The organism is Bacteroides sp. AN502(2024), from assembly GCF_041227145.1.
Classification (GTDB): Bacteria; Bacteroidota; Bacteroidia; order Bacteroidales; family Bacteroidaceae; genus Bacteroides.
Window position 1 is genome coordinate 3,179,829 of the sequence record NZ_JBGFSP010000003.1, and the last position, 15,450, is coordinate 3,195,278.

General features: G+C 44.4%; 18 protein-coding genes and 1 pseudogene. 16 read left to right on the forward strand and 3 right to left on the reverse strand.

Going from position 1 to position 15,450, the window contains the following annotated elements:
• Positions 1-8: 8 nt before the first annotated feature.
• From AB9N12_RS12355 to AB9N12_RS12410, 12 genes and pseudogenes are all read left to right on the forward strand, one after another.
• Positions 9-878 carry an AAA family ATPase gene (locus AB9N12_RS12355; RefSeq protein ID WP_151851328.1) on the forward strand — a complete coding sequence of 290 codons (870 nt, stop codon included), beginning with the start codon at positions 9-11 and terminating at the stop codon, positions 876-878.
• Positions 879-914: 36 nt separating this feature from the next.
• On the forward strand, positions 915-1,271 hold the full coding sequence (locus AB9N12_RS12360; protein WP_369892333.1) for a hypothetical protein: 357 nt from the start codon (positions 915-917) through the stop codon (positions 1,269-1,271).
• Between the two features lie 2 nt (positions 1,272-1,273).
• Positions 1,274-1,885, forward strand: a complete 612-nt coding sequence (locus AB9N12_RS12365) for a hypothetical protein (RefSeq protein WP_151851326.1) — start codon at positions 1,274-1,276, stop codon at positions 1,883-1,885.
• 107 nt (positions 1,886-1,992) lie between these two features.
• A complete protein-coding gene (locus tag AB9N12_RS12370; protein ID WP_369892334.1) occupies positions 1,993-2,229 on the forward strand; it encodes a hypothetical protein in 237 nt (78 codons plus the stop codon).
• A gap of 3 nt (positions 2,230-2,232) precedes the next feature.
• Positions 2,233-2,538, forward strand: a complete 306-nt coding sequence (locus AB9N12_RS12375) for a hypothetical protein (RefSeq protein ID WP_369892336.1) — start codon at positions 2,233-2,235, stop codon at positions 2,536-2,538.
• Positions 2,539-2,616: 78 nt separating this feature from the next.
• Positions 2,617-3,150, forward strand: coding sequence for a hypothetical protein (locus tag AB9N12_RS12380; protein WP_369892337.1), 534 nt, complete (start codon positions 2,617-2,619; stop codon positions 3,148-3,150).
• Between the two features lies 1 nt (position 3,151).
• Positions 3,152-3,445 (forward strand): hypothetical protein, encoded by a 294-nt coding sequence (locus tag AB9N12_RS12385; RefSeq protein WP_369892338.1) that lies wholly within the window; start codon positions 3,152-3,154, stop codon positions 3,443-3,445.
• A gap of 31 nt (positions 3,446-3,476) precedes the next feature.
• Positions 3,477-3,989: a hypothetical protein gene (locus AB9N12_RS12390; RefSeq protein WP_369892339.1), complete on the forward strand. Its 513-nt coding sequence runs from the start codon at positions 3,477-3,479 to the stop codon at positions 3,987-3,989.
• A gap of 383 nt (positions 3,990-4,372) precedes the next feature.
• Positions 4,373-4,816 (forward strand): annotated as a pseudogene (locus tag AB9N12_RS12395) (hypothetical protein).
• A 20-nt stretch (positions 4,817-4,836) separates the two neighbouring features.
• Positions 4,837-5,487 carry a DUF3164 family protein gene (locus AB9N12_RS12400; RefSeq protein ID WP_008667116.1) on the forward strand — a complete coding sequence of 217 codons (651 nt, stop codon included), beginning with the start codon at positions 4,837-4,839 and terminating at the stop codon, positions 5,485-5,487.
• Positions 5,447-5,704: a molecular chaperone DnaJ gene (locus AB9N12_RS12405; protein ID WP_230297235.1), complete on the forward strand. Its 258-nt coding sequence runs from the start codon at positions 5,447-5,449 to the stop codon at positions 5,702-5,704. The genes AB9N12_RS12400 and AB9N12_RS12405 overlap by 41 nt, the downstream gene beginning before the upstream one ends.
• A gap of 112 nt (positions 5,705-5,816) precedes the next feature.
• Positions 5,817-6,086 carry a transposase gene (locus AB9N12_RS12410; protein ID WP_151851318.1) on the forward strand — a complete coding sequence of 90 codons (270 nt, stop codon included), beginning with the start codon at positions 5,817-5,819 and terminating at the stop codon, positions 6,084-6,086.
• On the opposite strand, the gene AB9N12_RS12415 is transcribed toward AB9N12_RS12410, so the two are convergent.
• The 3 genes from AB9N12_RS12415 to AB9N12_RS12425 form a co-directional block, all read right to left on the reverse strand.
• The gene (locus tag AB9N12_RS12415) at positions 6,073-6,546 is read right to left on the reverse strand and encodes a hypothetical protein (protein WP_369892340.1); all 474 of its coding nucleotides are present in this window, start codon (positions 6,544-6,546) and stop codon (positions 6,073-6,075) included. The two genes, AB9N12_RS12410 and AB9N12_RS12415, sit on opposite strands and share 14 nt — an antisense overlap.
• A 4-nt stretch (positions 6,547-6,550) precedes the next feature.
• Entirely contained in the window at positions 6,551-7,123 is a 573-nt protein-coding gene (locus AB9N12_RS12420) for a hypothetical protein (RefSeq protein WP_369892341.1), read from the reverse strand.
• Positions 7,124-7,251: 128 nt separating this feature from the next.
• A complete protein-coding gene (locus AB9N12_RS12425) occupies positions 7,252-8,403 on the reverse strand; it encodes an IS4 family transposase (RefSeq protein ID WP_369888970.1) in 1,152 nt (383 codons plus the stop codon).
• Positions 8,404-9,018: 615 nt separating this feature from the next.
• On the opposite strand from AB9N12_RS12425, the gene AB9N12_RS12430 reads away from it, so the two are divergent.
• From AB9N12_RS12430 to AB9N12_RS12445, 4 genes are all read left to right on the forward strand, one after another.
• Complete coding sequence (locus tag AB9N12_RS12430; RefSeq protein ID WP_369892342.1) at positions 9,019-10,095, forward strand: hypothetical protein; 1,077 nt, start codon at positions 9,019-9,021, stop codon at positions 10,093-10,095.
• Between the two features lie 477 nt (positions 10,096-10,572).
• On the forward strand, positions 10,573-11,073 hold the full coding sequence (locus AB9N12_RS12435) for a DUF6705 family protein (RefSeq protein WP_369892343.1): 501 nt from the start codon (positions 10,573-10,575) through the stop codon (positions 11,071-11,073).
• Between the two features lie 535 nt (positions 11,074-11,608).
• On the forward strand, positions 11,609-13,024 hold the full coding sequence (locus tag AB9N12_RS12440; RefSeq protein WP_369892344.1) for an O-antigen ligase family protein: 1,416 nt from the start codon (positions 11,609-11,611) through the stop codon (positions 13,022-13,024).
• On the forward strand, positions 13,024-14,976 hold the full coding sequence (locus tag AB9N12_RS12445; RefSeq protein ID WP_369892345.1) for a discoidin domain-containing protein: 1,953 nt from the start codon (positions 13,024-13,026) through the stop codon (positions 14,974-14,976). The genes AB9N12_RS12440 and AB9N12_RS12445 overlap by 1 nt, the downstream gene beginning before the upstream one ends.
• Positions 14,977-15,450 lie beyond the last annotated feature (474 nt).

Genomic DNA, 15,450 nt, shown 5'->3' on the forward strand with positions numbered 1-15,450 from the left:
GATTGGTTATGGAAATTACAATGAAAGAGAAAAACGCCATCAGTGAGCGCCTTCGCGCTTACGTGGCCAAATACCCGAGCCAGACGAAGGCCGCGGGCAGCCTGAAAGGTGTCAGCGTGGGTACCGTGAGCAATATCCTGAACGGCCGTTTCGAGAACATCAGCGATGAGATGTTCCGCAACGTGGCCTCCCAGGTGGGAGGTATGGGCACACCCGGCTGGCAGATCGTTGAGACGGGCGCGTACCAGGAGATTACCGAAGTGCTTTCCGACGCGCAGCGCTGGCGTAGCGTCCGCTGGGTGACCGGCGAGGCCGGCTGCGGCAAGAGCACCACCGCCCGGGTGTACCTTCAGGACCACAAGGAGGTTTTTTACATCCTTTGCTCCGAAGACATGAAGAAGGGCGATTTTGTCCGCGAGATTGCCCGCACGGTAGGAATCCGTACCGAAGGCTGCAATATCCGCGAGGTGTGGGGGCTTATCCTTGACGACATCATCCAGATGGACGCGCCCCTGCTGGTGTTTGACGAAGCCGACAAGCTGACAGAGCCGGTGTTCCACTACTTCATCAGCCTGTACAACAAGCTGGAGGAGAAATGCGGTGTCGTTTTCCTGAGTACCGACTATATCGTCAAGCGTATCAGTAACGGGCTGAAGTACCAGAAGCCCGGTTATAAGGAATTTTTCAGCCGTATCGGACGTAAGTTCTTCACGTTGGAGCCGACTGACCAGAATGATGTCTATATTATCTGCACGGCGAACGGGCTGACTTCCCGGCAGGATATCGATGTCGTGATGAAGGAGGCTGCCACCTGCGATTATGACCTTCGCCGCGTGAAGGATTCCATCCACAAGGTAAAACGCATGAGTGATTTGTAACCCGTTCAAATACCGTTCAAACGCAATTTTAAGGATATGGAAAACAAATTTGAATACTTGAGAATCGATGGCCGCGACCGGCTTCCCTCTCCCTGGTTCAGCTATCCCGTCCTGACGGAATACGAGACTGTGGCCATTTACCGGAACGGACGCGACTATCTGGACGTCCTTGTAGGGCGGCAGGACGGCTGGTGGACTGCCGGCGTCCACATGCAGGTGAACAGTTCCGGTGCCGGTTTCGGCCCGGGGCGCAAATGGGGACAGTTCGCCACCCGTGAGAACGCCCTTCTGTGGGCGCTCTGCTGGATGCTCTGCCATAAGAAACTACAGGGCGCCGCACGGCAGGCCGTTCTTGACAAGATTGACGATATCCGGCAACTTAAACTTTTCTGACCATGAAGCGTGCATTGAGTGTAAAGGATATCCTCAGCAAGAAGTATGAGGTATTTCCCTTCGAAGGAAAGTGGAAGGAGGCCTTCGACACCCCGGAACGTACGGGTGTATGGTTTATCTGGGGTAACAGCGGTAACGGGAAGACTTCTTTTGTGATGCAGTTGTGCAAGGAACTGTGCAAGTATGATCGTATCGCGATCGATTCTTTGGAAGAGGGTACGCGTCTGACGGTCCAGAACAACCTGAAACGCTTCGGCATGGCTGGTGTGAGCCGCCATCTGGCCTTCATCAAGGAAGACATCCCGGCGCTGAAGGAACGCCTGCGCCGTCATAAGAGTTACAACATCGTCGTGATTGACAGTTTCCAGTACACGCGGATGACCTACGGTGACTATATCCAGCTAAAAGAAGAGTTTCCTGACAAACTGTTCATCATCATCAGCCATGCGCGCGGCAAGAATCCTAAAGGTGACGCTGCCACGAGCGTGATGTACGATGCCGATCTGAAGATATGGGTGGAGGGTTATGTGGCGTACAGCAAAGGGCGGTACCGTGGTTCCACCAGCAAATATGTGATTTGGGAACTGGGGGCTTTGGAAAATGGCAGTAAATAAGAATCCCCAGCCGACCTTCACAGACCGGCGGGGACGAAACGTAGTTTTAAGCGACCGGTAACGGTCAGTGCAAAAGTAATGAATTTCATTTGTAAATCAATGTGATTATGAGCAAGATCGAGAAACAACTTGAAATCTGCCCTCCCGTCTATATGTGCAAGGGACCTAACCGTGAGAACTTCGTCAGTACCGGTCACAAGTGCGGTTACTGCCAGGGCAACGGCTGGTTCTGGGGAACGGAGGAGGGCAGCCGCGAGGACGTGCATGTTCCCTGCCCGGTATGCCAGGGCAGCGGCGAGCTGGACGCTATAATAACGGTGGACTGGAAACCTACAAGCAAGTGAGCCATGAGAAAGGAGTATTACAACTACGTTGTGAAGCTGCCCGTGCTGCTTCACGAGCTGTTCCGGGAGAAAGTCGCCGACCACCATTTCACGGACCTGACGGTGGTGATGAACCACCTGGTGAAGTCCTACATCCTGGTGGCGGAGGGCCGGAAGGTCTCTCCGGCGACCCGCAGGATCCTTTCCAACATGGAGCGCATCCCGGACATGGGATTCTTTTTCCGCCGCCAGGAGAAGGCGGTGCTGTTCTTCGAGATGGATTCTGCCGTTACCGGCAGCCTGCAGCGTGCCATCGTCTCTGGCGGCTAGGGCAACCGCCAGCGTCTTGCCGTCTGCCTGGTGTGCGCGTTCTGTTCCAGCGCCGCCGTGACGCTTGATAACCTCTCGATGGAGCTCGCCGCTGGCGAGGTGTTCCGCCGTCCGGAAGGCTACCTCATACACACCTACGTGAGCAACTACCAGTACGTGTTCTTGAAGGAAACGGCCTTGTCGCAGCGCATGAGTGTGGAGGGGATGCTGACGGCCGCCGCCGAGCTTCTGGTGGGTACGGACGATGGTGAGTACCATATCCCGGAGAGCCTCGGGCGCATCGCTGAAAGCGTGCTCGGGGTCAGGGGCAGCACGCTGAAGGATTTCCGCCGGCAGCGCCTGGTGAGCATCCGCACGAACACCATCGGCCCGGATCGCATCTCCTCGTTCATGGAGCGGCACGGCATCACCTCCGCCCGTGAGTTCCTGCGCCGCGTGGTCCTCTTCTTTCTGGAGGCGCGGTACCTGATCTACCGTGGAGAGGTGGAGCCCGGTGAGGATGACCTTGTGCAGGAGGAAGAGTCGGACTGGGAGGATACGATGTTCGAGGAGTGCTCGAAAAGGGATTTCGTGATTTCAACATACAGTTATCAACCATTAAAATTTTACTAAAATGATTACAGAAAAACAGAAAGAGGCAGTAATGGAACTCTGCCGGTATGTGGAGAACTTTTGTAAGGAGAACGGCCTTAGCGCTTTTATGAGTGTTGCGGCCAGTGAGGAGCATCCGGACGGGCTTGAGCAGGTTGCGGGTTCAATCGTAACCGGCAAGGGTGACCATGTTATGGGTTCCATATCTGGAACCGTCAAGGCTGACAAACGTGTCTGCATGTTGCTGTCCATGGCGCTGATGCAGGCCCAGGTGAAAAAGGCGGATATCAATGTTATCCCGTCTTGGGGGATTTGAATATGAACTAATGAATGTAGCATAAATAGCCATGAGTGAGAATAACAACAAACAGAAACGTAAACGCGTCTGTCCGCATTGCGGCCGCAAGTTGTGGATGCGTGAATTTTATCCGCTGAAGAACGGGGGCCGAAATTCCTGGTGTCATGAATGTGTGCTGGAATACAAACGGGAGCGGTACCGTAAGACCCGGAAGGTTCCCGATGGTACTTTCATGCACCGAACCCAGGGGCGAATCGTGGAGCATAACGGCTACTCGACGCGTATCTTCTGGAACGGCAATATGCTTTCCATTATGCGTCGCCACTATCACAATACCCTCAACCGGGAACTGGCTGAAATGCTCGGCGTTTCCGAACGCAGCGTCACCCGGAAGGCCCGGGAGATGGGACTGAAAAAGGACAAAGGTTTTGTAGCCTCCCTTAGCCGGGAACATCTGTTGTTGGCAAACGCAAGAAGCAAGGAACTGGGATATCCGGGCGGCTTCACCAAAGGGATGAAGTTTAGGGGAAACCAGTACACCGGAAGGATGAGAGTTGAATGACATGTAGTACAACATAATTATGAGTGAAGCAATAGTAATTAAAATAACTCTTTTACACCTTGTTGCCGGAATGATTGTCTGTTTTTTAGGCATGATGACGGTAGGACGTACAAGTATTCAGAAATATTTGAGAGGCATTCTTTTGATAGTAATAATATCTATGATAGCTTCATTAGGATATGTATTAATTAACGTATAATTAGATCAATAATGGAAACAAATATTATTATGCAGTATATTGATGAATTGCTGCAAGACAATTCAAATGAGGAGTGTTCGCATATTTTAAAAGAGGTAATAAGTGAATGCCAATCGCGTATTGAGAATTGCGAGGAAGGTGTTTATACTAATTCGTAACAAAAAATATAAAGAACGATATCACCATGCAGATAGACATCAACACCCGTAAACGGTTAAACAAGCCCGAGAATTACTCGGCGTTTTACAGCCTTTTGAACCGCCTTCCGACATCGGATCGTGACACACTGAAGGAAAGCATCGTTTCCCAGTATACGGAGGGACGTACCACGAGCCTGCGTGACATGACGCTGAAGGAATACAGTGCCGCCGTGGCCGCCATGCAGAAGCTGGTACCGCCCACTTACCAGGAACAGCTCCGGAAGATCCTCCGCCAGAAGCGCTCCGCGGTATTGCACCAGATGTAGTTGTTGGGCATTGATACGGCAGACTGGGACAAGGTGAATACTTTCTGCCTGGACAGCCGTATCGCCGGCAAGGAGTTCCGTGAACTTGACTGTGAGGCGCTGGACACATTGCAGGTGAAGCTGCGTGCCATCCGCCGTAAACGTGAGAATAAACAACAATAACAACCATTTAATTTTTAGTTATGGACCTGAAAGAACAATTAAAAAGCCTGTCCGCCCAGGACAGGAAGGAGCTTTTGAAACAGCTCCAGCAGGAAGAGAAGGAAAACAAGCGTAACCGGCGCGACGCCTATGAGGGCCTTCGTGCGCAGTTCATGCTTGAAGTGAAGAACAAGCTGCTCCCGGTCGTGGATGATGTGAAAGCGTTCCGCGACTGGGTGGAGAAAGAAGCCGCCGCCTTCCGTGCGGTGATGCGTGAATACGGCCAGCTGCGCAAGGACGAGCAGGCGAGTTTCACCATCGTGGACGGTGACATGAAGCTGGAGGTGAGAAGCAACAAGGTGAAGAGTTTCGACGAGCGTGCCGATCTTGCCGCCGAGCGCCTGGTGGACTACCTGAAGCGTTACGCCATGGGGCGCGAGTTGGGTACCGATGATCCGATGTACCAGCTCGGCATGACGATGATCGAGCGTAACCGCCAGGGCGACCTGGACTACAAGTCGGTGAGCAAGCTGTACGAGCTGGAGGATCGTTTCGACAGCGAGTACACTGAAATCATGGATCTTTTCCGTGAGAGCAACGTGGTGTACAAGACCGCGGTGAATTATTATTTCCATAAACGTGACGAGAACGGTGTCTGGCACCGTATCGAGCCTTCATTCTGCCGTTTGTAGTATGGAAAAGACGAAGAATATCGCGCCTCATGTGATGGCCTGCAAGAACTGTGAGGGCAAGGGCCGTGTTTTCTACACGGACCAGGGCGGTGCCCCTTCCTCCTCCCGTTGTCCTGTCTGCAAGGGCAGCGGACGTGTGAAGGTGCAGAGCAAGGTTATCACCCGTATCGAGCCTTTTGTTCCGGGTGAGGATGACACCGAACTGATGACCATGTGATTTTGTTCACACTCTAAACGGAAAAACGCCGCATCCATGCACGATGCGGCGTTTTTTTATCAACATCCCCGGTTAAATGGCTAATTTTGCAGCATATACTTAACTTTACTTTATGGCCAAAGGACGAGACAAGACGCTTATAGAACTCCGTGATGAAGCCCTGTGCCGCCGTTACTATTACTGGACGGAGGTGCAGCGCCTGCGCTTTGATGACGCTTTGAAAGTGTTGTCCCGGCAGGAGTTTTTCATTTCCGAGGAGCGTATCATGTCCATTATCCGGCGCAAATGCCGGGAACTGAAGGAGCTGGAGGTAAAACCTGTCCCGAAAGTGAAAAAGCCCCGTCTGACAGCCGTCCAGCTCTCGCTTTTCACGGGCGAATGAACCTTGCCGCCCCTTCCTGCATGGCGGATTCGTCGTGCAGCGTGAAGGAATACACGGTTTCATACACCTTGATGTTTCCGGGGAGGGAATAGTCCCGGCTCTTCGCTCTGACCAGCGGGCTGGCCTCTTCCGAGCACAGGAATCCCTGGAGTATCCTATACAGTTTCTTCGCCTTCTGCTGGCGTTCCTTTACTTTATCGTAGGTGCCTGAAGTGTAGTGCGTGTCGTCGTAACAGTCAATGGCCAGGCGTGTGGTGATGAACGACTCGCTTTTCTGTACCCCGTACCCGATGTCGTTCCAGTCGGATTCAGTGTTTCCGATCAGTACGCAAGGGAAGGTTACCGGGTAGTGGTCCTCTTCGGCCCCCGCTTCGAGCTGTCCGTAATCTTCGTCAATGTATGACAGCTCCGGCATCTTTTCGGCGATGCGTTCCATGATTGCGATGAATATCTCTTCCATGTTGTTATAAATTTAAAATGTTTCTGATTTCGTTCTCCATTTTCTGGTCTATCTTTTCGGACAGCTCCCGGCTTTCCCCGAGGAACTGTCGCTGGGGTATGCGTATGCGGAGCTTTTTCTTTTTGGTCAGTGCCAGCCTTTTCCATCGCAGCGCCTCCGGATTCTCCTGCGGTTTATTGCTTGCGGCGGAACCCCCTTTTCTGCCCTTTCTTTTGCCCGTGGCGGCTTTTTTAGCCTTGCCTGAAGCCTGGTAATACTTCGCCCATGCAAAGCGCCGCATTTGGGGCGTGACGGTCGGGTTCACTTCTCCTCCCCAGTTCTGGACGGGCGCGTATATGAGGTCGTTGGCCACTCTCACCCTGTAGTCCGCCGGCACATACTTGACGGAGCTGAAGAGGTGGTTTCTTCCTGAGAGTAATGTCCCGTACTGCCCGGCCGCATCGGTCCGCCCCGAGGACAGCCTTTTCGCTTTCGGCCACGGGTGTAGCCCTCCGTTTACGAAACCTTCCTTTCGGAAGTTGTCCTGGAAGTGGTCTTTCGCCATGCGTCCGGCGGTGACCGGCATCCTGCGTCTCATCAGGTTGTCGAGCTCCTTCCGCTTGGCTTTTATCAGCTTTGAATCAATATTGTCCTAAATAAATTTTGAGCATGAGCTAACTGACTATACTGTTAAGTATAGCCTCGAGAGTTCAAAATCAATCCCCCCTAATCGTTTTCGATGGTTTCGGGAGGTGGTGTAAATGGTTGATCAAGCCATTTTTGGAGGTCGATTTTGGTAAATGTGTTCAGCCGGAGGGTGACCACAAGGTTAGCCAATGCCCATTTGTATCTTGCGATGTGCTTTAGCCATGTCAGAATCAGCATTGTAGTCATAGCAGTCCATATTTGGGTCTCTACGGCATTGCGGGATGTGCCGATAAAGCTCTTGATGCGTAGCAGTTGCTTGAGGTTGCGAAAGAAGATTTCTATGTTCCACCGAGCCTTGTACAGAGCCGCTATGCTTGATGCTGCCAATGTGAAGTTGTTTGTGAGTAACTCAATTTCAAAACCGTGTTCATCGTTCCATACTGCGATGCGACGTAAACGTTTGGGATATTTGGATTTGGCCGCCGAGAGTTCGAACTCGATTATTTCGTCAATAAGTACATTCTGAGCGTGTTTTTCAGGCAAAGGCAACTCCTCTATGGCTTTGTACCGGATATTGTCTTTATGACGCACTACAAAGAACACGTTGCTGCTGTCCCAATTATTCAGCAATGAGTAGTCACAGTAGCCTCGGTCGGCTACTACAATACTATACGGATGTAACTCAATATCAAAAGCAGCTTTGTTGTCGGTGGTTTTGCCATCGGTGATATTCACGAACTCCGGCAAAAGACTGTCATAGTCCAATAGCGTGTGCATCTTGACCGCCCCCTTGGTGGTAGTGTAATGTGCCCAGTCATATATTGACAGAGTCAATGACACCAATGTGGAGTCGAGCAGTTTTATCGGCATCTTGAAACGGAACTTTCTTCGTTGCCATAGGGCTTGCTGTCCGAAATACTGAAACAACGAGTAGAATATGCCGCGAAAAACCGAACTGTCTCGGTTGGCGTTCTGATATGCTACCGTTGACTTGGATGGTGCACGGTTGATTCCCAAATGATTGAGGTTGCCGGTGGCTGATTTCAGCCCGTTTGAGATATCTCTGACTGAATCACATCCTGAGAATTGGCTGAAAATCATGCTAACAAACTGACTCCATGTATTGTAGCCCTTACAATGCTTGTCTGACCCCGAAGATTTTATGATTTTCCTGATATTTTCTTTCGGGAGATGTGATATTACCTGTGCGAAAAGTGTTATATTTGCCATAGGAAGTAGATGAGTTGGTGGCTCGCTACTAAGGTAGTCATTTTACCTTAGTTCTACTTCCTTTTTATTTGTTCTCCCAATTTATTTAGGACAATATTGGATTTATATGGAAAATCAATTGCTCTTCTTAGAAAAATATGCCCAATACCCGGATGTCGTACGATTCCACTTATCTTTTTTGTTGAACGGACGAAGAGCGTCAAAGGATCCTGATCTCCCCAAGTATCTACAGATTCTCGACCGAATGCCCAAAGCGGATCGGGATATTCTTTTGGCTTGGCGAGACTATACTATTAAAAGGGACGAATATAGAGAAAAGACCAAACCTTTGTTGGACAGTATACGTAACAATGCCCCTCGTTTTATCGAGACTATTCCGACGAGTAGTTCATCATCAACTATAAAAAATGAGTAAAATCCTTGGTCTTATTGTTATTCTGGTGATTTGCGTTACTATATATGTATACGCATTTGTATACGGTCGAAATTTGTATCTTAATTTATAAATGTCGTCCTTTGTACAAATCATCATTGTGTATGATTTTTTGCTTATATGCTTTTTGTTATTAGCAGCTGGACAAGTAATTTTTATTATTAACTTATAACTATTTTCTTATGAGACATTCAACACTAATTCGAAGCTTGCTGGGGCTTACTGTTCTTTTGGTTTCTTGTCAAGCGGATGACTCACCAGATATCTTATCTGACAGTGAAGCTCAATTATTCGTATCAGAGGCGTGTAATTATTATGAGCAAACTATCTCTGAAGCTGCTGAAAAAAGTAAAATAGTGCAAAACAAAAATATGTCACCCGGGGAAGTTACTCCTTGCTGGCATAAAGCGCACATTAAGCAGGATGCACGTTATGAGTATGTATATGTACCGATAATTGCCGGTAACAACTACGTACGCCGAGTTAAAATAGGCAAACAGGGAGAGAAGAAGATCTACAGAATTCCGATTTCGCAAACACTGTGCGTACGTAGAGATAAGACGGGTAATTATGATGCAGCTTATGTGACGATAATGCCTTCCCTGAATTATTATCGTGCTAACAAAAGTACTTTCTCTGAAAAGGTTATCCATGATAAAAGTCTATATGGCAATTTGTCAGGGTATGTAGTGTACAACAACATAGTGAGCAGTAAAATGATAGTGGCTGACAGAGTGAAGTCTGGAAAGTGTTTATGGTCATATTCACCCGCTACATTCAAAGATAAAGCATTGTCCCTGAAAATCAAAAAAGAAATCTTTCAAGATATTCATAATATAGGAACGAGTCTCACAAGGAACACAATAGATGGAGGAATGCTTGAAGAAGTAGAAGTTACAGGGGACGGTGGAGATGACGATGATGAGACTTATTATTGTGGCTTTTGTGGTCTAGATGTTCCTTATGACCATATTTGTCCAGAAGATGAAGAAGAAGAGGAGGAAGAGGTCGGAGATGATTATTCCCCTGGTGGCTGGGGAGGAGGTGGCGGTTCGCCTGGTGGTGGATCATCAGGAGGAAGCTCTTCTTCAAGACCCAAATTTTGCATAAAGGTGTATAATAAGTTGCTTTCTCAAACGTTTAGTCAATTTCAGCAAGTATTACAGAATCTTTTGAAGGATTCTCCAAATCGAGAGTGTGCTGTGTTTTATAGATATGACAATACTCCGGTGAGTATATTGCAACGAAAATATATGTAGGTCGTGAAGGAGAAGCAAATTTAGGGGTCGATCCTAATACGTTAGAATTAACGGATGGGTATATACATTCCCATTATGATATAAGTAACTCTACATTAGCTATTTTTTCTCCTGATGATTTATTGTTTACAGGATTTCTATATGAAAATTCAGCGATAAGTAGCGTTGGTAAATTTTCATCAGGATTGTATACTAGTGCTGGTACATTTTTTTAGAAGTAACAAATGAACAGTTATATAAAGAATTTTATAAAAAGTACTCGGATGAACAAGGAAGAGGAGCATTGATCACTACTTATAAATTACATGGAATTGTAAGTAATGCAGACACTTCGAAAGCAATTGATTCCCTGACAAGATTGTTGAATACAACCAAATCTGGATTAACTTTAGTGTATAGGTTACATGGTGATAGCACCTTGTATTATACAGAAAATGGTACAATCAAGATATATAACCCATATTAAAAATTAGTCTTATGAAAACAAGTTTATTTATTCTATTATTTAGTTTTTTATTTTCATTCTGTGCTATAGCACAAAAAACTGTTTATCAGAAAGCTGCTTACGATTTAACACCTTTTACTGGTACATGGGTTGCAATGAAGGATAGTATGAAATATGAAATCACTTTTAAGAAGGGAATACTAAAAAACTATTTAGATTTTGAAGATACAAATTATGAATCAGAAATAGTTTTTGCAACATTAGTGAGATGGTATAAAAATGGAACTTTAATTCGTGAAGTGAAGTCAAATACTCCAGAGTCTATTTTGAAAGGATTTATCGGTGATACTGACCCCTTATGTTTAGGTAGTGTATTATATATCGATAAAGAGAGAAAATGTTATGGTGATGGCACGTTTACTATTGATCGAGTCGTGGACCCGAAGGTAGCTAAGTGGGCTCATTCTTATAGTTCAGTTTTGGGAGGAAAATCAGCCTTTCCTGCTCGTTTGGACTTTATCAAGGTTAAATAAATGTGAGTAATAGGGATGGATTTCAAATAAGAGAATTGAAATAAAAATAATAAGTAAATGGATGAATAGGGGGAGGAGGTACACAAGTATTTGAAGTGGAATTATATATTGTCCTCCTTCCTATATCGTTCGTGTTTAAATTTACATTTTGGTTACTTACATAAATCTCCTTATATGTCAGTGAAAAGATATGAACTTTAAAATGCTTGCTACAAGAATGAATTTCATGCTTTATTCTTTGCAGATATGCTTATGGGGGATACTGTTATTACCTATCAGTTTTATATATAAAACAATTTTGTCAGACTATATACTAATCTCCATAGAAACTGTTGTATCCGCTTGTTTGGCAATTGTCTCATTTGGATTAGCCATAAGAAACAAAAGGTTTCCCGAAATCTCAATGGTGGACATCATCATTACTTGTTATGCCGGATATATACTTTTCAACAGCTTCTTCATACGTCCATTACCTGTTACCGATCTTTTTCTACTTAAGTTTCTATCTGTCTGCCTCATTTATATATCAATCCGAATGATGACGGATAAACAGCAGAGAAAGGGAAGTATATCCATCGCAATCATTGGAACGTTGGAAGCCGTATTGGTAATTTTGCAAAATTACGGGTTGGTGGAAAGCGAGCATCTGTTGTTTAATTGTACCGGTTCTTTTTTCAATCCCGGTCTTGCCGGAGGATTTCTTGCTTGTTCACTCTGCATTTCCGTTTATCTTCTTATAACAACACGCATTTGTTTCAAAAAAATATACTTATTCATAAGTGCTGTTTTACAGATAAACGCTCTTGTACTGACTCATTCACGAGCCGGATGGATAGCTGCCGTTATAGGAATATGCTATCTTTTATGGCATACGGAGGGCATTGTCATTCAACGAAGTAAAGCATTCCTTAAAAAGAGTCTTATGGCCCAATGTATAATAACAGGTATTGCCATAATCGCAGCAATATCTGTTTATCAATATAAGAAAGCATCGGCAGATGGACGTTTGTTCATCTGGGGGATCTGTTTGGATATGAGTAAAGATAAACTAATAACCGGACATGGAACAGGAATGTTCAGGGAGAAATTCCCCAACTATCAGGCTGCTTTTTTTACGCAAAATCCGGACTCTGACAATATAGACTATGCTGGCAATCCATTATATCCTTTCAACGAATATTTGTCGGTACTTGTCACACAAGGACTAATAGGAGTCGCTTTTCTAATTTTGATTGTAATTCTTTTGTTCTTTCATTCCTCTTCCAAAGATGTCCGACGACAAAGGGCTTTTCTTCTAACTTGGGGAATTTTTGCCTTTTTTTCATATCCTATGGCGCACTATCGTTTAATGATTCTGCTACCCTTTCTAATAGCGCTACTTCCGATAAAGAGTAGGACATTGAGAAGCCACCTGGGAATGTGGGCAAAAATTATTATTTTAGGAGTAATCATATCAGGAATATATGTAGGAATAAGTGGAATGCTTACTTATTCCAAACTTGAAAAAGCCTATAATAAACATGAACGTATTTCACAGGAACTATATAATGATATAAAATATGATCTTACTTTATTGAATCATTATTATAATTCCATAGCGAGTAAATTATCTGCTTACGAAGAATTTTATTTATTAAAAGAATATGTCGAATTATATCCTTCATCTTACGGGTTGTGTGAGCTGGGAAGGAGGTATAAAGGTCGGAAACTTTTTAGTCGAGCCAAGGAGTGTTTTATTTTCGCATACCATATTAACCCTTCGTTAATTGTTCCCAGATATGAACTGTTTCTAATATATAAGGAGGAAAAAAATATGAATCAAATGGTCGCTATTGGAGAACAAATACTACATCAGCCAGTCAAACAGGAAAGCACAATATCCATAAAGATCAAAACTGAAGTAAGAAAAGTACTTAGAGATTTTTTTATTAAAAACATGGTAACAAAGTAATGAAGAAATTAATTTTATTTTTAGTATTGGGAGTATTATTGTCTTGTCAGAGTGCGGATAATAGAAAATTGGAAAAAACTCTTGATTTGGCGCAATCTAATCGTGGGGAACTGGAAAATGTACTCCGATATTACAGTCGGAATGAGGCTGACAGTTTGAAATTAAAAGCTGCTCGATTCTTGATTATGAATATGCCCGGACATTATTCTTTTATTGGCAGAAACTATGAAAATTATTGTAAAGCATCAGAGAAAAATATTTTTTCCAAAATCTCAACGAATAAGAAGGTTGACGGGCTAAACAAACTGATACGCCAATATCCGGCAGAATGTTTTGAAAGGGTAGAGGATTGTTCCATTATTACGGCAGATTATCTGATACAGAACATAAACAGGGCATTTGAAGATTGGCAACGAGGAAACTGGGCTAAAGGAATTACTTTTAATGAGTTTTGTGAGTATCTATTACCTTATAAATGTACGGAGACGCAAGCGTTTGATAATTGGCGAACCGTCTTGCGTCCCATAGCCAATGATACATTGCAAGACTTCGAGTACAACGATCTTTGGAACAAAACCTCTTATTGGGCTGCCGAAGCCATTAATATGAAATTGCATGATACGGTAATTATACATGTGAGAAAAAATATGAACGGACATTATTTATACAAAGTGCCATTTTGGTGTAATATACCTTCTAATTCATGCGAGACAAGGACTACAACTGCGTTGGCTATTTTAAGAAGTAAAGGTTTCCCTGTCTCCTATGATTTTATTATACAATGGGCGACAAATAACAATGCTCATTCATGGTTAAGTGTGCTGATAGATCATAATCGAAGAATTCCATGTGAAGGAGGACATGAGCCTTTCTTGGCAAGTGTACGCCCTGGAGAATGTAAGGGAAAAGTATACAGAAGAACTTACTCCGCCAATCCTGATTTAATTTTAATGAACCAATATTCTTCGGATATTCCACCGGTATTTCAAAACTTGTTTATGAAAGATGTAACTGATGAATATGCGGCGACAGAGTCTCCTGTATTTCCCGTTTTATCAGAGAAAAAGGAGTTAAAGGAAAAATACGCCTATCTGACTGTTTTTAATGGCGTAGATTGGACACCTATCGGCTTTAGCCGGATAAGTAATCGGGAAAAAGTGACTTTTGAAAAGGTTGAAAAAGGAGCGGTATATATGCCGGCATACTATATAGATGGTAAAATTAAGCCCTTCAATTATCCGGCATTGTTAAATGAAAGAGGGAGATTAGAGTTTCTTATACCAGATAAAGAAAGTACACAAAGTATCCTCGTTAAAAGAAAATATCCTTTAATTCGCAAAGCTTTTATTGCGGCACAGCGTTTAAAAGGAGGTGTGTTTCAGGCGGCTAACAAAGAAGATTTCAGTGATGCGAAAACATTGTATACGTTTGACGAATATAGTGTTTCTGGAAATATACTTATTTCTGATACTACCCGGTACCGATATTGGCGTTATTTTAGTCCCCAACCTTTTCGCTGTAACATAGCTGAACTTATATTTTATACCGTAGGAAACAAAAAACTGACAGGTAAAATAATTGGTTCTGAAGAACGGAGCAGTAATCCGAATTATCTTCGGAAGGCTGCTTTCGATTTGAATCCATTATCCTATTTTGCGTCTGAAACGGTAAGGAATGGTTGGGTAGGATTGGATTTGGGCGAACCTAAACAAGTAGAAAAAATCGGCTATATGATTCGAAATGACGGTAATAATATATGTGTTGGTGATACATACGAGTTGTTTTATTGGGATATAGATGGTTGGCATTCAATAGAGAAACAAATAGCGGATGATTTTGAACTGACCTTTCACCATGTCCCGCAAAATGCTTTGTTGTTATTAAAGAATCGAAGTAGAGGAAAAGATGAACGAATTTTCCTCTATCGTGATGCCAAACAAATATGGTATTAATAGATTATGAAAAGTTTCGTTTCTTTCCATGAATGCTCCGAATATCAGGTAAAGGATCTGTGTTCGTATGGAGTAGTGAAATTATTCATATTGCTTTTCGGGACAAAATTATATATGTATACGCATTGGTTTGTTCCACTCTAAGTGGCTTTGGCAGTAAATAGAATGAGTTTTTTGAAAAGCTCTCTCATACAAAAAAATGAAAATCCTCTTTCATCCTATCACCGTCTCCCTGAAACTCCCTATTTATCGTATATACAGAGCGGTGATAGGTTGTTATTAACCTATCACCTCATCTATCACCTATCACCGCCTGTTTTTTGACAGCCCGATTTGTTTCAAGATGTTTCAATTGCTTGAAACACTTTGTTTCAAGGCGCTGAACACTTTGTTTCAAGGCGCTGAACACTTTGTTCCAAAGCGCTGAACACTTTGTTTCAACACGGTGAACACTTTGTTTCAATACGGTGTAAC